Source organism: Endobacterium panacihumi, assembly GCF_050847465.1.
Lineage (GTDB): Bacteria > Pseudomonadota > Alphaproteobacteria > Rhizobiales > Rhizobiaceae > Neorhizobium > Neorhizobium panacihumi.
Window position 1 is genome coordinate 2,158,341 of record NZ_JBOZRA010000001.1, and the last position, 17,744, is coordinate 2,176,084.

At 59.7% G+C, this 17,744-nt stretch carries 20 protein-coding genes; 17 read left to right on the forward strand and 3 right to left on the reverse strand.

The features are described 5' to 3' along the window. Window positions 1–77: 77 nt before the first annotated feature. The 7 genes from ACRQ1B_RS10770 to guaA all read left to right on the forward strand — a co-directional run bounded on the left by ACRQ1B_RS10770 (window position 78) and on the right by guaA (window position 7,171). On the forward strand, window positions 78–1,646 hold the full coding sequence (locus tag ACRQ1B_RS10770; RefSeq protein WP_432293558.1) for a di-heme oxidoreductase family protein: 1,569 nt from the start codon (window positions 78–80) through the stop codon (window positions 1,644–1,646). Beyond that, window positions 1,647–2,747 (forward strand): imelysin family protein, encoded by a 1,101-nt coding sequence (locus tag ACRQ1B_RS10775; RefSeq protein WP_432293559.1) that lies wholly within the window; start codon window positions 1,647–1,649, stop codon window positions 2,745–2,747. 4 nt (window positions 2,748–2,751) lie between these two features. After that, window positions 2,752–3,837, forward strand: a complete 1,086-nt coding sequence (locus ACRQ1B_RS10780) for a DUF1513 domain-containing protein (protein WP_432293869.1) — start codon at window positions 2,752–2,754, stop codon at window positions 3,835–3,837. A gap of 37 nt (window positions 3,838–3,874) precedes the next feature. Beyond that, window positions 3,875–4,330 carry a TspO/MBR family protein gene (locus ACRQ1B_RS10785; protein ID WP_432293560.1) on the forward strand — a complete coding sequence of 152 codons (456 nt, stop codon included), beginning with the start codon at window positions 3,875–3,877 and terminating at the stop codon, window positions 4,328–4,330. A gap of 80 nt (window positions 4,331–4,410) precedes the next feature. Continuing rightward, window positions 4,411–4,860, forward strand: a complete 450-nt coding sequence (locus tag ACRQ1B_RS10790) for a PaaI family thioesterase (RefSeq protein ID WP_132276322.1) — start codon at window positions 4,411–4,413, stop codon at window positions 4,858–4,860. Then, window positions 4,857–5,510: a 5'-methylthioadenosine/S-adenosylhomocysteine nucleosidase gene (locus ACRQ1B_RS10795; RefSeq protein WP_432293561.1), complete on the forward strand. Its 654-nt coding sequence runs from the start codon at window positions 4,857–4,859 to the stop codon at window positions 5,508–5,510. Before ACRQ1B_RS10790 ends, ACRQ1B_RS10795 begins: the two co-directional genes overlap by 4 nt. 83 nt (window positions 5,511–5,593) lie before the next feature. Beyond that, window positions 5,594–7,171: a glutamine-hydrolyzing GMP synthase gene (gene guaA, locus ACRQ1B_RS10800; RefSeq protein WP_432293562.1), complete on the forward strand. Its 1,578-nt coding sequence runs from the start codon at window positions 5,594–5,596 to the stop codon at window positions 7,169–7,171. 90 nt (window positions 7,172–7,261) lie between these two features. On the opposite strand, the gene ACRQ1B_RS10805 is transcribed toward guaA, so the two are convergent. Beyond that, window positions 7,262–8,041, reverse strand: coding sequence for an alpha/beta fold hydrolase (locus ACRQ1B_RS10805; protein WP_432293563.1), 780 nt, complete (start codon window positions 8,039–8,041; stop codon window positions 7,262–7,264). A 193-nt stretch (window positions 8,042–8,234) separates the two neighbouring features. On the opposite strand from ACRQ1B_RS10805, the gene ACRQ1B_RS10810 reads away from it, so the two are divergent. The 7 genes from ACRQ1B_RS10810 (at window position 8,235) to ACRQ1B_RS10840 (ending at window position 13,697) form a co-directional block, all read left to right on the forward strand. Beyond that, the gene (locus ACRQ1B_RS10810; protein ID WP_432293564.1) at window positions 8,235–8,765 is read left to right on the forward strand and encodes a sigma-70 family RNA polymerase sigma factor; all 531 of its coding nucleotides are present in this window, start codon (window positions 8,235–8,237) and stop codon (window positions 8,763–8,765) included. Window positions 8,766–8,770: 5 nt separating this feature from the next. After that, window positions 8,771–9,451, forward strand: a complete 681-nt coding sequence (locus ACRQ1B_RS10815) for an NrsF family protein (RefSeq protein ID WP_432293565.1) — start codon at window positions 8,771–8,773, stop codon at window positions 9,449–9,451. A gap of 180 nt (window positions 9,452–9,631) precedes the next feature. Next, a complete protein-coding gene (locus ACRQ1B_RS10820; protein WP_432293566.1) occupies window positions 9,632–10,240 on the forward strand; it encodes a YkoF family thiamine/hydroxymethylpyrimidine-binding protein in 609 nt (202 codons plus the stop codon). Window positions 10,241–10,281: 41 nt separating this feature from the next. After that, window positions 10,282–11,100, forward strand: a complete 819-nt coding sequence (locus tag ACRQ1B_RS10825; protein WP_432293567.1) for an ABC transporter permease — start codon at window positions 10,282–10,284, stop codon at window positions 11,098–11,100. Then, complete coding sequence (locus ACRQ1B_RS10830; RefSeq protein WP_432293568.1) at window positions 11,097–11,846, forward strand: ABC transporter ATP-binding protein; 750 nt, start codon at window positions 11,097–11,099, stop codon at window positions 11,844–11,846. The genes ACRQ1B_RS10825 and ACRQ1B_RS10830 overlap by 4 nt, the downstream gene beginning before the upstream one ends. A gap of 79 nt (window positions 11,847–11,925) precedes the next feature. Further along, window positions 11,926–12,942, forward strand: a complete 1,017-nt coding sequence (locus ACRQ1B_RS10835; RefSeq protein WP_432293569.1) for an ABC transporter substrate-binding protein — start codon at window positions 11,926–11,928, stop codon at window positions 12,940–12,942. A gap of 164 nt (window positions 12,943–13,106) precedes the next feature. Then, window positions 13,107–13,697 carry a YqaA family protein gene (locus tag ACRQ1B_RS10840; protein ID WP_432293570.1) on the forward strand — a complete coding sequence of 197 codons (591 nt, stop codon included), beginning with the start codon at window positions 13,107–13,109 and terminating at the stop codon, window positions 13,695–13,697. Between the two features lie 76 nt (window positions 13,698–13,773). Here the strand turns inward: ACRQ1B_RS10840 and ACRQ1B_RS10845 are convergent, their stop codons facing one another. Continuing rightward, entirely contained in the window at window positions 13,774–13,944 is a 171-nt protein-coding gene (locus ACRQ1B_RS10845; RefSeq protein WP_306837796.1) for a hypothetical protein, read from the reverse strand. A gap of 167 nt (window positions 13,945–14,111) precedes the next feature. On the opposite strand from ACRQ1B_RS10845, the gene ACRQ1B_RS10850 reads away from it, so the two are divergent. From ACRQ1B_RS10850 to ACRQ1B_RS10860, 3 genes are all read left to right on the forward strand, one after another. Continuing rightward, the gene (locus ACRQ1B_RS10850; RefSeq protein ID WP_432293572.1) at window positions 14,112–14,462 is read left to right on the forward strand and encodes an ArsC family reductase; all 351 of its coding nucleotides are present in this window, start codon (window positions 14,112–14,114) and stop codon (window positions 14,460–14,462) included. Window positions 14,463–14,473: 11 nt separating this feature from the next. After that, a complete protein-coding gene (gene ybaK / locus ACRQ1B_RS10855) occupies window positions 14,474–14,950 on the forward strand; it encodes a Cys-tRNA(Pro) deacylase (RefSeq protein ID WP_432293573.1) in 477 nt (158 codons plus the stop codon). Between the two features lie 70 nt (window positions 14,951–15,020). Beyond that, complete coding sequence (locus ACRQ1B_RS10860; protein WP_432293574.1) at window positions 15,021–16,271, forward strand: aminopeptidase; 1,251 nt, start codon at window positions 15,021–15,023, stop codon at window positions 16,269–16,271. Between the two features lie 84 nt (window positions 16,272–16,355). On the opposite strand, the gene ACRQ1B_RS10865 is transcribed toward ACRQ1B_RS10860, so the two are convergent. Further along, a complete protein-coding gene (locus ACRQ1B_RS10865) occupies window positions 16,356–17,645 on the reverse strand; it encodes a sugar MFS transporter (RefSeq protein ID WP_432293575.1) in 1,290 nt (429 codons plus the stop codon). Between the last annotated feature and the right edge of the window lie 99 nt (window positions 17,646–17,744).

Consider the following 17,744-nt stretch of genomic DNA (forward strand, 5'->3'; position numbering starts at 1 on the left):
TCGTGCCCGCATGAGGCGAATTGTTCGCTGCCATGCGCGTTGCGTCGCGATCCACCCCGTTATGTGAGTTCCGTTCCATGAAGACGTCGAGGGCATTGCTTCTGGTGCTGCCGGTTCTTGCCGGTGCGCCCGTTCTGTTGTCTCCGCTGGTGATCTCGGCCGTTTCAGCACAGGATGCGCCTTCGGGCGGCACCCCCGTCATGCCCCTGGAACGCACCGATCTCACGCCAAAGGATCGCAAACGCGTAGACAGCGTCACGCGTCCGACCGATGGTTTTTCCAGGCCCGAACAGTTCGAAACCATGCAGGGCGGAGCCGCGACCACCAAGGCCACCGTCAACGGCAATATCTTTTCGCATTTTTCCACCAACCTGACCTTTCAGGAGGAGGAAAAATTCAAGATCGGCAATGCGTTGTTCACCAAGCTCTGGGTGGCAGCACCGTCTTCGACACAGGCATCGGATGGGCTCGGCCCCCTGTTCAACGCACGCGGCTGTCAGAGCTGTCACCTCAAGGATGGTCGTGGCCATCCGCCGGAAGGTGCACCGGATGCCACCTCGATGTTTTTGCGGCTGGCGCGACCGGCCAGAACCGAGACCGAAAAGACAGCAGTCGCTGCCCGCAAGGTGCTGAATTTTCCCGACCCGGTCTATGGTGAGCAGTTGCAGGATCTCGCCGTGCAGGATCTCGCCATCGAAGGCCGGATGGTTGTCACTTACGAAGAGGTTCCGGTGGAGCTGGCGGGCGGTGAAACGATGTCGCTGCGCAAGCCGACCTATTCCGTCTCCGACCTCGGTTACGGGCCGATGTATCCCGACACGACGCTATCACCGCGCGTTTCGCCACCGATGATCGGGCTTGGACTGGTGCAGGCGATCCATGAAGCGGATATTCTGGCGAACGCCGACCCGGACGACAGAGATGAGGACGGCATTTCCGGCAAACCGGCTTTTGTGCGCGATCATCGCACCGGCGAATTGAAGCTTGGACGGTTCGGCTTCAAGGCCCAGAATGCCTCGATCCGCGACCAGAGTTCATCTGCCTTTGCCGGTGATCTCGGCATTTCAACGCCGGATGCACCGCGCGATTTCGGCGACTGCACGCAGGCGCAGACCAAATGCCTGTCACTGCCGACCGGCGTGCAGGAACGGCTGGGACCGACCGAGGCACCCGATCCGGTGATGGATCTCGTTACCTTCTACTCCGAAAATCTGGCCGTGCCAGCCCGCCGCGACATCGACAGCCCGGCCGTTCTGCGCGGCAAGGAAATGTTTTACACATCCGGCTGCACCAGCTGTCACACACCAAAATTCGTGACGCGGCGCGATGCCGGCAACAAGGCGCAGGCATTTCAGCTGATCTGGCCCTACTCAGACTTCCTGCTGCACGATATGGGCGAAGGCCTTGCCGATGGCCAGCAGGTGGGCGATGCCGATGGCCGCGAATGGCGCACCCAGCCGCTCTGGGGCATCGGCTTGACGAAAACCGTCAACAACCACACGTTCTTCCTGCACGATGGCCGCGCGAGAAACCTGACCGAAGCGGTGCTCTGGCACGGCGGCGAGGCGGAAGCGGCACGCAATGCCTTTGCCGCCCTGCCGAAAGACGATCGCCAAGCCCTCATCACCTTCCTGGAGTCGCTGTAAATGCGCAAAATTTTCGCCGCCAGCCTTGCCCTTCTGATGCCGGCCACCGTTTTGGCGCAGGAGGCCGCCCCGGCGGTGACCCTGCCCGAGGCCAAGGTGAAGGCGGTGATGACGGCGGCGGTCGATGGTTTTATCAAGCCGGGTTACGACGCCTTTGCTGCGTCTGCCGCATCCACGACAAAGGTCGTTGGCACGCTGTGTGCCGAACCTTCGGACGCTAATTACAAGGCGGCGCAGCAGGCGTTTCGCGATACGGCGAAAAGCTGGGCGCATATCGAGATTGTCCGCACCGGCCCGATTATCGAACAGAACCGCTTCGAGCGCATCCTGTTTTACCCCGACCGAAAAAGCACCGGTCTGAAACAGGTGCAGGCGGTACTTTCCAAATCCGACGAGACCGCCACCGATCCCAAAACGCTCGGCACCAAGAGCGTGGCCACCCAAGGTTTGGGCGCACTGGAATATCTGCTGTTCGGCACCGATGCACAGTCGCTGGCGACGGCAGAAGAGAACAGCTTTCGTTGCCGTTATGCTGCCGCCGTTGCCGGCAACATCGCCAATGTGGCGGAGGAAGTCTCCGGCATATGGGATGCGCCCGACGGCATCCAGAAAGCCTGGGAAGAGCCGGGACCGGACAATCCCGCCTTCCGCACCGGCGGCGAGGCGATGACGGCGCTGCTTGGCATTCTCGTGCATGGCGCGGAAGCCGTGCGCGACCAGCGTATCGAGACCTTTTACAAGGGACCAGACAAGGCAAAGTTTCCCAAGCAGGCGCTGTTCTGGCGTTCGCAGACCACGTGGCCTTCGGTCATCGCCAATATCGAAAGCCTGAAATCGCTTCTGGCAACTTCAAACATGGTCGATCTGCTGCCGGAGAAGGACAGGCCGGTCGTGGCTGCGATCGACGCGCAGCTGACAGCCATGGCGGCAACAGCCGGCAGCGTGACGCCGGACCTCGAAAAGGCCGTGGGTGATGAGGGCGAACGCCAAAAACTCGACACGCTTCTGGCCGAGGGCAAGGATATCATCTCCAAATTGAACGATGGTTATGGCGGCGCGATCGGCCTCAGCTCCGGTTTTTCCTTCGCTGACGGCGACTGAAGCCATGGTCTGGCGCGGCGAAGCGATCGATCGGCGCAGTTTTCTGAAAGCCGCCGGCGTAGCCTTCACCGCCACGCTGACGCCCGGCTCGTTGCGAGCGCTGGAGCGCACTGACGCCATCTATGCCTCCGGCTTTCGCGCACCCGACGGTTCCTTCGGCATCGCCACCGTTTCCGAACGCGGCGAGATCATCGACCGTGCTGCCCTGCCCGCCCGCGCGCATGGTCTGGCGCATAGTATCGCGACGGGCAGAACGGTCGCCTTTGCACGCCGCCCCGGCACTTTTGCGATGATCTTTGATGCCTCACGGCAAAGCGAACCGATCATCATCACCGCGCCGGATGGTCGGCACTTTTACGGCCACGGCCATTTTTCGCCGGATGGCTCGCGCCTCTACGCCAGCGAAAACGACTTTGACGGCAATCGCGGCATGATCGGCATCTATGACGCCACCGATCGTTTTCGACGTATCGGCGAGTTTGATGCGCATGGACTGGGCACACACGACATGACTGTCTCCGACGACGGGTCGATGCTGGTCATCGCCAATGGTGGCATCGAAACCCATCCGGATTTCGGCCGCACCAAACTCAATCTCGACCATATGGAACCGTCGCTGGTTCTGCTCGATGCCCGCACCGGCGCACTGATCCAGAAACACACCCTGCCGGCATCCCTTTCCCAGCTTTCCACCCGCCACCTCGATATCGCCGACAATGGCCGCATCTGGTTTGCCTGCCAGTGGGAGGGTGCCCGCAACGAATTGCCGCCGCTGGCCGGCTGGATGTCCAAGGGCGAGGATATCGCCTTTCTCGACCTGCCGGAGAAAACCACGATCCGGCTTGGCAACTATGTCGGCGCGATCGCCGTCAACCGTCGCGAAGGGCTGGTGGGCCTTACCTCACCTGTGGGTGGTGCCGCTGTGACACTGGATGCCAAGACTGGGGCGGTTCTACTCGAAGAGATCGTTCGCGAGGCGGCCGGCGTGGCTCCCGCCCGGTCCGGCATTGCCGTTTCCAGCTATGACGGCCGCTTCAACGGCACCCGCAACGATGTTGCCTGGGACCAACATATCATTTCGCTAAAATAAGCTTTACTCTCGCTTTTGGCAGCCCTATGTCAGGCTTATGCGAAAACTGACAACCTATATTTTATTTGTTGCAGCATGCGTTGCCATCGGCGTTCTGAGCGGCATCGCCAACATGCCGGGCGAGTGGTATCAGGCGCTGGAAAAACCGCCGCTCAACCCGCCAAACTGGATTTTCGGGCCGGTCTGGGCAGCGCTTTACGTGATGATCGGCACGGCTTTGGCCGAAACATGGTTTGATGAGAATAATCGGAAACGGCTGATCGTGTTCGGCCTGCAGGGTATTCTCAACATCTGCTGGTCACCGGCATTCTTTGGCATGCAGAACCCGCCTCTGGGGCTCGCCATCATCCTGCCGATGCTGTTTTTCATTCTTCTGTTCATCGCCATGAGCTGGAATCCCAACCGCAAGGCGGCGCTGCTGTTCGTGCCCTATGCGATCTGGGTCAGCTTCGCGACCTACCTCAACCTTGCCATCGTCCTGTTAAATCCCTGATCTACCTCCCGTGAGGCAAGCCGCCGCTTGCGATTGGCGCCCACCTCGTGCAAACCTCGCGGCGACCAACAGGAGCAGACATGACGGTGATCGACCCCGGCGATTTTCAGACACGCATCGAAAAAAGCTTTGCCAGCCAGCAGGCCATGGCCATGCTCGGTGCCGAGCTGACACGGGTGGAGCGGGCAAGTGTCGAGATCGAGATGCCGTTCGATCCAAAACTCACCCAGCAGCACGGCTTTCTGCATGCCGGCGTGATTGCCGCCGGTCTCGATTCCGCCTGCGGTTACGCCGCCTATACGCTGATCGAGCCGGAAGCCTCGATCCTCACCATCGAATTCAAGATCAACCTGATGTCGCCGGGCCGTGGCGAACGTTTTCTGTTTCGCGGCGAAATCACCAAGCCGGGCTCGACCATCATCGTTGCCGACGGACGCGCCTATGCCCTGGGCGATGGGCCGGCCAAGCTGATCGCCTCGATGAGCGGCAGCATGATGGTGATCCGCGGTCGTCAGGATCTTGTCGAATGACCGCGCCCCTTGCGATTGCACCAACCAAACAGATTGCCGGAAAATCCGTTCTGTTCGTCATGGCGGTGGATGCGGAATATGGACCGCACCTCAAAAACCGCATCACGCCGCTGATGACCGGTGTCGGCCCGGTTGAGGCAGCCGCCGTTCTGTCCCGCGAACTGACGCTGCTGGAAACCGCCGGAGGCCTGCCGGATCTGGTCGTCTCCCTCGGTTCTGCCGGTTCCCGCAATCTCGAGCAGACCGGTGTCTATCAGGTCTCGTCGGTCGCCTATCGCGATATGGATGCCTCGCCGCTCGGCTTTGAAAAGGGTGCGACGCCGTTTCTCGATCATCCTGCGATCCTGCCGCTGCCGCTGACCATTCCCGGCATTCCGCAGGCATCGCTCTCCACCGGCGGCAATATCGTGTCCGGCAGCGCCTATGATCTCGTCGCCGCCGATATGGTCGATATGGAAACCTTTGCGGTGATGCGCTGCTGCCAGCTTTTCGACGTGCCACTGATCGGCCTGCGCGGCATTTCCGACGGCAAGGAAGAGCTGAAACATGTCGGCGACTGGACCGAATACCTTCATGTGATCGACGAAAAGCTGGCCGACGCCGTCGACAAACTGACAAAAGCCATCGAAAGCGGCAGCATTCCGCTATGAAGTCAGTGCGAATCCGCTATGCGCTGGCGGTTTTCTGCCTTTGTCCGGTTGCCAGAAATGCCAAGTTTCTCTAAAGGCTCGCCATGACCCAGATAGCTCATCCCGACAGCATCCTCATCATCGATTTCGGCAGCCAGGTGACGCAGCTGATTGCGCGCCGCGTGCGTGAAGCAGGCGTCTACTGCGAAATCCATCCCTTCCAGAGCGCCGCCGAGGCTTTTGACAAGCTCGCGCCCAATGGCGTGATCTTCTCCGGCGGCCCAGCTTCGGTCACCACCGAAGGCAGCCCGCGCGCTCCGCAGGCCGTGTTCGACTCAGGCGTGCCGATCCTCGGCATCTGCTACGGCCAGCAGACGCTCTGCACCCAGCTCGGTGGTGTCGTCGAAGGTGGCCATGCCGCCGAGTTCGGCCGTGCCGATGTGGAAGTGAAAAAGGCAAGCCCGCTGTTTGACGGTTTCTGGGAACAGGGTGGCCGTTATCCGGTATGGATGAGCCACGGCGACCGCGTCACCAAGCTTCCGGAAGGTTTTGAGGTTATCGCCACCTCGGAAAACGCACCGTTCGCCATCGCCGCCGACGAAAGCCGTCATTACTACACGACGATGTTCCACCCGGAAGTGGTGCATACGCCGGATGGTGCAAAGCTTCTCTCCAACTTCGTGCACAAGATCGTCGGCCTGAAATCCGACTGGACCATGGCCGCATACCGCGCCGAAATGATCCGTAAGATCAAGGATCAGGTCGGCAATGAACGCGTCATCTGCGGCCTCTCCGGCGGCGTTGACTCGTCGGTTGCAGCGATCCTGATCCATGAAGCGATCGGCGACCAGCTGACCTGCATCTATGTTGATCACGGCCTGATGCGTCAGGGCGAGACCGAGCAGGTCGTCGGCATGTTCCGCGACCATTACAACATCCCGCTCGTAGCTGTTGACGCTTCCGACCTGTTCCTGACCCAGCTTGCCGGCGAAAGCGATCCGGAAGTCAAGCGCAAGACGATCGGTCGCCTGTTCATCGAAGTTTTTGAAGCGGAAGCAGCAAAAATCGCTGCCGACGGTAAGGGCGCACCGCGCTTCCTCGCACAGGGCACGCTTTACCCCGACGTTATCGAAAGCGTCTCCTTCTCCGGCGGCCCATCGGTGACGATCAAGAGCCACCACAATGTCGGCGGCCTGCCCGAGCGCATGAACATGCAGCTCGTTGAGCCGCTGCGCGAACTGTTCAAGGATGAAGTCCGCGCGCTTGGCCGCGAACTCGGCATGCCGGATAGCTTCATCGGCCGTCACCCCTTCCCGGGTCCGGGCCTTGCCATCCGTTGCCCGGGTGGCGTGACCAAGGAGAAGCTCGACATCCTGCGCAAGGCGGATGCGATCTATCTCGACGAAATCCGCAAGGCGGGTCTCTACGACACGATCTGGCAGGCTTTTGCCGTGCTGCTGCCGGTACAGACCGTTGGCGTTATGGGTGACTATCGCACCTACGAGTTTGTCTGTGCGCTTCGCGCCGTCACCTCGGTTGATGGCATGACGGCGGATTTTTATCCTTACGACATGAACTTCCTCGGCCGCGCCGCGACCCGCATCATCAACGAAGTCCGCGGCATCAACCGCGTTGTTTACGATGTGACCTCGAAGCCGCCGGGCACGATCGAGTGGGAATGATCCCCCACCGGATCTGAAAAGCAGATCGTTTAATCGAATGCGGCGGCGCGAATGCTCCGCCGCATTTTTTATTGGCAGGGAACGGGCCGCTTATTTCTCCTTGCCTGCCGCAACCAGGATCAGATGCGCGATCTCCTTCGGATGGGAAACCAGCGACAGGTGACCGGAATCGAGTTCCACCGTCGTGGCGTTCATCCGCTTGGCGAGAAAACGTTCGAGATCGGGCGAGGTCGTCTCGTCGTTCTTCGAAACCGCATAAAAGGACGGCTTGTCCTTCCAAGCCGCAGCATTCGTCTTTCCGTTAAACAGCGTCGCGGAAATCGGCTGCTGCACGGCATAAAGGGTTTCCGCCTTTTCCTTCGGCAGGCCATTGGCGAAATGATCGACAAAGGCCTTTTCCCCTATGGTCTGGAAACCGTCATGCGTTTCCACACCGGCGCGAACCGGCATGGTCGGGAATTTTTTCGCCAATTCGACGAAATCTTCACCCGCATCTGGGGCGCGTGCCGCCACATAGACCAGGGCGCTGACCTTGGGATCGATGCCCGCTTCGCTGATGACGGTACCGGCATAGGAATGACCGACGAGCACGGTCGGGCCATTTTGCTGGGCAAGCGCGCGTTTGGTGGCCGCGACATCGTCGCCAAGCGAGCTCAGCGGGTTTTGTACCGATGTGACATGAAGGCCCGCTGCCTGAAGATAGGGAATGACTTCCGACCAGCTTGATCCGTCAGCCCAGGCGCCATGCACAAGCACGACATTGCTGGCCTGTGGCGGTTCCAGGGCCTTTGCCTGCTGCGCGGATGCGAACTGAATCGAACTCAGCAGGGCGCCGACGGCGACAAGAAGGCTGATGCTAGCTTTTTTCATGATGATGAGACTCCGTTGATGGAAGCTTCTGCTTCAAAAGTCTCTTTCGAACCGTGCCCTGCCGATGTTACGATGGGTCACGACCTCGTGAATACCGCGGCCTGCAAATATTTTTCCCAGATGATGTAACATCCGCCAGGGTCACAACGAATGACATGTCATGAACACGCGTGAACTGTCATGGGCAAGTGCAATGCAAGCCGAACGGCGGGGCGATGCCCAGGCCTACGAACGTTTTCTGACCGAGTTTGCCACCTCGCTGCGACGCATCGTCGGACTGCGTCTGACGATGCTGGGTTTGGGAGCGGCCGAAACCGAAGACATCATACAGGAAGTATTGATCGCCGTGCATTCACGGCGCGACCGTTGGGATACGGCGCGTCCTCTCATACCCTGGCTGAACGCAATCACCCGCTACAAAATGATCGACGCCGCCCGGCGACTGCGCCGGGACGCAAGGGTGCGCATCGAACTGAGCGAGGATGAATGGGGCAATCTTGCAGACCATGCCGAAACGACCAGTGCCGCTGGCGCGGCGGATGTGGAACGGCTGCTGGACAACCTGCCGGCGGGACAGAAATCCGTGGCGCACGCCATCGGTATCGAAGGCGCCTCACCGCGCGAGACGGCAGAACGGCTGGGCACCACCGAGGGCGCCGTGCGGGTGGCGTTTCACCGGGCCATCAAAACACTGGCCGCCGCCCACAAAAGAATGGAAGGATGATCGAAATGTCTGCAACGGAACCGACTCGCCTGGGTAAGAACAAGACAAGCGCGCTTATCCGGACACTCGCCCAACAGGCTGGCAGCCCCGCCGCGGAAGGGCGTCCAATAGGCGGTTTTCGCTTTTCCCTGGCGATGCCTGTGGCGGTCGTTCTTGCGATCATGGCCGCGCTGGTGGTCGTAATAACGGTCATCGGCCCACGACCGGATCTCGACAGCAATTTCTTCACCTGGATGTTTCAATTCAAGCTGGCATTGACGCTGCTTGCGGCCTTTGGGACCGGTCTTCTCGCACGCAACGCCGCGATTGCCGGTGCGCGCATCACAATCATCCCCATGCTTTTGCCTGCCGCAGCCCTCATGCTCGCAGGTATCCTGTTCGACAGTTCCGGTTTTCCGCTTCTGGGTATCCATACTTTGTCCGCGCCGCGTTGTCTGGTATCCATCGTCATCGCATCCCTGCCGGCCTTGGGTCTCATTCTGGCTGCCATGCGCCGGGGAATTCCGACACGCCCCGCCTTTGCCGGTGGTTTGGCGGGAGCCTTGGCAGGTTCTCTTGGTGCAATGGCCTATGCGATTGCCTGCGTGAATGACGGCACCAGCTTTGTTGCGGTCTGGTACACATCGGCCATTGCGATCGTGGCATTGATCGGCGCCGCCATAGGCGCGCGCGCTCTGGCTTGGTGAAACGGCCGGACGTCCATCTGCCCTTCACGCGTTGTCAGGGAAGGCTTGCCATCGCCCATCATTCCGGTCTAAGAACGCGCCATCACAGGGGTGCTCCGTAATGCCGGGGCTGAGATTTGGTCGTCATGACCATGGACCCTCAAGCTGATCTGGATAATGCCAGCGGAGCGAGGTAGAGCGATGTTTTCCGGCGCGCAGATTTCTTTGTATCCCATGACCGACGATTTCGTCGGCGTCATCACCAATGCACTGTCCGCGCTCGATCCCTATCGCGAAAAACTGCGGATCGAGACTGACGATATTTCCACGCTGCTCGTCGGCACACCCGATATCGTATTCGCCGCCATGCGCGACCTGTTTGCTTCGGCTGCGAAAAGCGGCAAGCATTGCACTCTGCATGCAACGATCTCGCGCGGTTGCCCGGGTGAACCAGACGACCCGATGTGTCAGGTGCCGGAATTTCTGGGCCCATGGGCGCCGCTCGATGAACGCAAGGCAAAGGCGCATGCTGCCGTGGCCGCCGCACCCGTCATCGGCCAGGAATCGGCTGCGCAGTTCTCGCTCTACACGCTCGGCATCGACGGCCATATGGACGAGATTTATGGCTGTATCGATTTCGTGAAAAACTCGGGCACGTTCGAGAAATCCAAGAACTTCTGCACAAAGCTGCGCGGCGATACCGGCGCGGTTTTCTCAACCGTGCATGAGGCTCTGGTGCGTTTCGGGCCGCCGGCCGGCCATGTGACGATCGACCTGACGGTTTCCGCCAACAGCCCTTCCAAGCGCTGAATTTTTCTTTTCGCGCCTATCGATCGGCCAAGGGCCCCATCATGTCGTTTTCACAGTATCTTCGCGAGCGGCTTTCCGCTCGGATCATCTCTCACCTCCGCCACACCCTGCCGGCCATTCTGGCCGTCGGCAGCCTTGTTCTCGCATGGGAGGGCTATGCGCAATTGTCCGGCGTCTCACCAACAACGCTGCCGGCGCCTTCGCGTGTTTTGCGCCAAGCATTCGAATACCGGCAGGCGCTGTTCGACAATGCCATTCCGACGCTACGCGCCACGTTGACCGGTTTTGCGCTGTCGCTGGCCGCCGCCTTTCTGTTGTCGGTCATCGTCGATTTCGTGCCGCGGCTGAAGCGAGCGCTGTTTCCTGTCTTCATCATCAGCCAGACCCTGCCGCTGGTGGCGATCGCGCCGCTGGTGGTGCTGTGGTTCGGCTTCGGTTTGCTACCAAAAATCCTGCTGGTGGCGCTGGTCACCTTCTTTCCCATGCTGGTGGCGCTTTCCAAGGGTTATGAGGCAACCGAGCCGGAACTCGAACAGTTGCTGAGTTCGATGGGCGCGCCACGCTGGAAACTGTTCTGGCTGGCCCGCCTACCCTCGTCCCTGCCCTTCTTTTTTGCGGGTCTGAGGATTTCGATCACCTACGCCGTCGTCGGCGCAATCTTTGCGGAATATGCCGGCGCCGCCAAAGGGCTCGGCATCTACATGCTGAATGCCAAGAACAATTTTCGCCCCGACCTCGTTCTGGCGGCCGTGCTGGTCAGTGCCGCGCTGACGCTTTGCCTGTTCGGACTGGCAGTTCTGGCAGAACGGCTGGCAATGCCGTGGACACGCAGGGTTTCAAGTGGAGGTGCGAGCCGATGAATGCGCCAAGGCTGAAGCTCGATCGGGTCGGCTACCGTTATGGCGATCTGCCGGTCCTCGAAAACATCTCCATGACCGTGCAGCCCCGCGAATTCGTGTCGATTCTCGGGCCTTCCGGATCGGGCAAATCAACTCTGTTTCGCCTGTTGACCGGCGCCATCACCGCTGAAACCGGAGCGATGGCGTTCGACGGAAAGCCGCTTGCCGAGTCTGGGCGTCCCTTTGCCTTCATGCCCCAGCGGGACGCGCTGATGCCATGGCGAAAGATTTTGGACAACACGACACTGGGCTTGGAAGTGCAAGGTATGAGCCGCAAAGCCGCCCGCGCCCGTGTCGCGCCGCTGTTTGCGGAGTTCGGGCTTTCCGGGTTCGAACAAAACTATCCGGCGGAATTGTCCGGCGGCATGCGCCAGCGGGCGGCGCTGTTGCGCACTGTCGTGCAGGACAAGTCGATGCTTCTGCTAGACGAACCATTTGGCGCGCTCGATGCGCTCACACGTGCCGGCATGCAGCGCTGGCTGGAGGGAATGTGGGCAAAACATCGCTGGACGGCGATGCTGGTGACCCATGATGTGCGCGAGGCGGTGCATCTTTCCGACCGCATCTATGTACTTTCGCCACGCCCTGCAAAGGTAATCCGCGAGATCAAAATCGACCTTCCGCGTCCACGCCGGCGTGATGCCAGCACGCAGGCGCAGGCAGCCGCGATTGAGGCGGATATTCTCGAGACACTTCTCAAGCCCTAGCACGACCATATCGGCAGCGCTGCTTCGCAACAGCCAGCCGCAATCTAAGAATTCGCGCGTTTCAGGAGGATTGAACGCCATGACCATGCTCACCCGCCGCACCGCCCTTGCCTCCACCGCAGGCCTTGCCCTTTCACCGCTTCTGGGCCTGCCAGCTTGGGCGGAAAACCAGACGGTCAAGGTGGCGCTCGACTGGACACCGAACACCAACCATATCGGCCTGTTCGTTGCCCGCGACAAAGGTTTTTACAGGCAAGCCGGTCTGGACGTCGAAATCCTGCCCTATACCGATACGTCGGCCGGCACGCTGGTCGCCAATCATGTCGCCGATTTCGGTGTGATCGGTTCGATCGGCCTGTTCACCCAGCATTCGGCCGGCGCCGACCTGATCGGAACCTATGCGATCGTGCAGCATGAGACCGGACGCATGGTCTTCAATGCCGATCGCGACGACATCAAGAGCCCGAAGGATCTGGACGGCAAGACCTATGGCGGCTTTGGCAGCGCCTGGGAAAATGCACTTCTCGTCGCAATGATCCGCCATGACGGCGGCAAGGGCGAGTTCGAGACGGTGACGCTCGGCACATCGGCCTATCAGGCACTGGCCAATGGTTCGGTGGATTTCACGCTGGAAGTCTACACCTGGGAGGGCGTTCAGGCCGAACTGGAGGGCCTGAAGCAGAAGGCTTTCCGGTATGCCGATTACGGTGTGCCGGACGAGCATACGGCGTTGCTTGGCTCCAGCCGGAAATTTCTCGATGCCAGACCGGATGCGGCCAAGGCATTTTTGCAGGCAACCCGGAAGGGTTACGCCTTTGCCGTTGAAAATCCGGACGAGGCAACCGACCTGCTGATCTCCGCCAACAAGGATGCGCTGACCAATCGCGCACTGATCCGCGCCTCGCTACAGGCCTTGATTGACGGGCATTATCTGCGCACGACAAGTGGTGTGATCGGAGAGATGGAGCCGGCCAAGATGGAGGCCATCGGCACCTATCTGTTCGACGCAAAAATCCTGAAGGACGGCGACGGCAAGGTGCTGGAGACCAAACCTGACATGACACGCTATTTCACCAATGAGGCACTCGGCGGCTAAAACACACTCCGTCGTGCCTTTGCGAATGCCTGCCACCCCTCAGGCATTCGCTGACATCCTCTCAGAGCATGCGGTCAGACAATGGCCATTTTTGCACTGCAGCAAGTTTACAAGTTTGGCTCGCGTCGATAGACCTCGATGCACGACAGATCGGGGACAATTGCATGCTGCGCAGACTCTACGACTGGACAATGGCGCTGAGCGCCCGCAAGGCCGCTTCTACCTGGCTTGCCGTCATCGCTTTCGTCGAAAGCTCGATTTTTCTGGTTCCCGCAGACGTGCTTTTCCTGCCGATGGCGCTATCGCGCCCGCATCGCGCCTGGCGTTATGCCCTGATCGCAACCGTTGCGTCCGTTCTGGGTGGAATTGCCGGCTGGTGGATCGGTTATTATGCCTTCGATGCGATCGCGAAACCGGTCCTGGAGTTTTACGGCAAATACGACACATTCGAGGAACTGCGCTCCGGCATTTCCTTCGAAATGGTCATCCTGTTTCTGGTGACATCGGGCCTTGCGCATCTGCCGCCAATCAAGGTCGTGACCATTCTGGCGGGGGCGGCACATGTGAACATATGGCTGTTCACGGCATCGGCGATTATCGCCCGTGGCGCGCGCTTTTATCTGCTGGCTTGGCTTTTGCGGCGGTATGGCGAAGGTATCCGCCATTTCATCGAGCATCGCTTGGGATTGATTACCGCAGGCGGCGCCGCTGTTCTGCTCGTGGCATATCTGGGCTACAAGTTCCTGACGCACTGATTGAAGCTCGTCAGGCAAACATGTCGCCCGGACTGCCCCTGCTCTATTCGGGGCAGTCAGATCATCAAAGTGTTGCTTAGAACTGTACGCGGTCGAAAGCCTTCGGGTCGATGCCGAGGGTCTTGAGGTCGCGGGCCTGCGGCTTGCGGCCGCCTTCAACGGCAGCAGAAGCGGCGGTGGCAGCACCGAAAACAGCGATTGCACGGCCAATAAAACCACCGCGCATGTTCTTGAGGTTCGTGGACATGTGCATCTCCTTTTGTTGATTAGAATATGCTCCCGAGCTGCTTTGCACACAATGCACAAGGTCAGATGGGAGCCATGCAAAACAACGCTGCCTGCCTGTATTTTCGCTTGTTCCCTGCCGGTTTTGGAGGCATTTCAATGATCGAATTTCGACAAGGAAGAGACCAGATGAGCGTCACCATTTTCGGCATCAAGAACTGCGACACGATGAAAAAGGCGCGCACCTGGCTGGACGAGCACGGTATCGACTACACTTTCCACGATTACAAAGCGTCCGGCATTGATCTGGCTCATCTGGAAAGCTGGACGGACAAGGCAGGATGGGAAACGGTGCTGAACCGCGCCGGCACGACCTTCAAGAAACTGCCGGACGAGGCCAAGGCTGACATGACACGCGAGAAGGCGATCGGCCTGATGCTGGAACAACCATCGATGATCAAGCGACCGGTTCTGGAGAAGGACGGCACGATACTGGTCGGCTTCAAGCCGGAGATTTATGCCGAAACCTTTGGCAGTTGAGGACAGACACGATGTCGAAGACGACGCGCGCCACCCAGACGCTTTCCAAGGCCGGTGTCAGTTTCGAGACCGTGACCTATGATTATGACCCTAATGCCGAGCGGGTCGGCCTGCAGGCGGCGGAAGCGATCGGCGAGGAGCCGCATCGGGTATTGAAAACGCTGATGGCCGAACTGGACGGCAAGCCGGTCTGCGTGGTCGTGCCGTCCGACCGGGAAGTCTCGATGAAAAAGCTAGCTTCCGCTTTTGGCGGCAAGTCGGCGCATATGATGAAGCCAGCCGATGCGGAACGGCTGACGGGCTATCATGTCGGCGGCATCAGCCCGTTCGGTCAAAAGAAACAGGTGCCGACCGCCATCGAGATCGCTTCGATGGATGAGCCGCTGGTCTACATGAATGGCGGACAGCGCGGATTGCAGGTTCGGCTGAACCCGAAGGATGCGCAGCGGGCACTGAAGGCAATTGTCGCGGCTCTGGTCGCGGACTGATCTTCAAATCCGTGGCCTGCAGGTCTATGTCTGTTTCATCGTTTTTTTTTGAAAACAGGCAGGCATCTCCATGAACATCCATTCCGATATCGCCACGGTCGACCCCAAGAAACTGGAAAAGCTCGCCGAGGTGGCCGTGAAGGTGGGCCTGCGGCTTGAAGCCGGCCAGGATCTGGTGATGACGGCACCGCTTGCCGCCATTCCATTGGTGCGACTGATTACCCGCCATGCCTATATGGCCGGTGCCGGATTGGTCACCACCTTCTATTCCGATGAAGACACCACGCTATCCCGTTATCGCCATGCACCCGACGCCAGTTTCGATAAGGCTTCCGGCTGGCTTTACGAGGGCATGGCCAAGGCCTTTGCCGGCAATGCCGCGCGTCTGGCGATTGCCGGCGACAACCCGATGATGCTGGCCGGTCAGGATCCATCCAAGGTGGCGCGTGCCAACAAGGCCAATTCGATGGCCTACAAGCCGGCGCTCGAAAAGATCTCCAATTTCGACATCAACTGGAACATCATCTCCTACCCCAACCCGGCCTGGGCGAAACAGGTGTTCCCGGAGCTTGGCGAGCAGGAAGCGATCAACAAGCTTGCTGATGCGATCTTCGCCGCTTCGCGTGTCGATCTTGATGATCCGGTTGCTGCTTGGACTGAGCACAATGCCAATCTGCGCAAGCGTTCCACCTGGCTGAACGGCGAGCGTTTTTCGGCACTCAAATTCACCGGCCCCGGCACGGATGTAACGATCGGTCTGGCGGACGACCACGAATGGCACGGCGGCGAATCCACCGCCAAAAACGGCATTACCTGCAACCCGAACATCCCGACCGAGGAAGTGTTCACCACACCGCACGCGCTGAAGGTGGAAGGGTATGTGTCGAGCACCAAACCGCTCTCGCATCAGGGCACACTGATCGACGGCATCCAGGTCAAATTCGAGGGCGGCCGTATTGTCGAGGCGAAAGCCACCAAGGGCGAAGAAGTGCTGAACAAGGTGCTGGATACGGATGAAGGTGCGCGACGCCTTGGCGAAGTGGCGCTGGTGCCGCATTCCTCGCCGATCTCAGCAAGCGGCATCCTGTTCTACAACACGCTGTTCGATGAAAACGCCTCCTGCCATATCGCGCTCGGCCAGTGCTATTCGAAATGTTTCCTCGATGGCGCATCGCTGACACAGGAGCAGATCACGGCGAAGGGCGGCAATTCCAGCCTGATCCACATCGACTGGATGATCGGTTCCGACAAGGTGGATATCGACGGTGTTCGTGCGGACGGTTCTACTACGCCTGTCATGCGCAAGGGTGAATGGGCCTGATCCCAAACCGTTGTTCAATACGAAAAGGGCCGGTCTGCTTTCGCGGACCGGCCCTTTCATTTTTCACGATTAACGCAGTGCCTGTCAGGCAGGCTTGTGACCTTTCAGGCCGTAATAGGCGATGTAGACATAGCAGACGATCGGCATGATGAAGGCCAGCTGGATGCCGATCGTATCGGCCAGTGCGCCCTGTACGAGCGGCAGGATGGCGCCACCAACGATGGCGAGGCACAGGATGCCCGAGCCCTGGCTGGTGTGACGGCCAAGGCCGTGCAGCGCCAGGGAGAAGATCGTCGGAAACATGATCGAGTTGAAGAGGCCGATGGCCAGAACAGCCCACATAGCGACCGCGCCAGAGGAAACGATGGTCACGATCAGCAGAACGATCGAGGCAACGGCGTTGAAGGCCAGTGCCTTGCCGTCATCGACGTAACGCATCACGGCAGCACCGATGAAACGACCAACCATGGCACCGCCCCAGAAATAGGCAACGTAATGGGCAGCGTCGGTTTCCGGGATGTTGCCGATGGTCGGCTCGGCCAGGAAGTTCACGAGAAAACTGCCAATCGAAACTTCAGCACCGACATAGACGAACAGGCCAATAGCACCGAGAACGAGGTGTCGATAACCCCAGGCAGAACCGCCCGCATGGCCGGCGGCTTCGGCAGTTTCTTCTTCCTGAACCTGCGGCAGTTTCAGGGCTGCGAAGATGGCGGCCAGAACCAGAAAGGCGACGGCGAGCATCATATAGGGGAACTGCACGGCGTTGGCTTCGGTGACGCGCAGGGCTTCGATCTGCTCCGGTGTGGCGTTTTCCATGCCGGCGGTTGCTGCGGACAGGATCAGCACGGCGCCGAACAGCGGTGCCAGCGTGGTGCCGAGCGAGTTGAAGGCCTGTGTCAGCGTCAGGCGGCTGGCGGCCGTTTCAGGCTTGCCGAGAACTGTTACATACGGGTTGGCGGCAACCTGCAGGACGGTGACACCGGCGGCCAGCACGAAGAGCGCGCCAAGGAAGAGCGCATAAACGCGGTAGCTTGCGGCCGGGATGAACAGCGCGCAGCCGATCGCCGCGATCACCAAACCAACGACGATGCCCCACTTGTAGCTGATGCGCTTGACCAGCGCGCCGGCCGGCAGCGAGACGATAAAATATGCACCGAAGAAGCACAGCTGGATCAGCATGGACTGCGTGTAATTCAGCGAGAACACGCTCTTCAGATGCGGAATGAGAATGTCATTCAGGCAGGTGATGAAACCCCACATGAAAAACAGCGATGTCAGAGCGACAAGAGCAAAACCATAATTGTCGGTGCTCGAAACGCCGGAGGAGCGAGCTCCACCGAGATCGGCCCCGTTGCCTGTATAACCAGCCACTTGGGAAAACCTTTCAACGCAATCAGGCAGCCAGACGCGACGTAATGTCGTGCTGCACTGCGGGACAAATTGCCCCTATAGGATGCCTATATGCTGCAC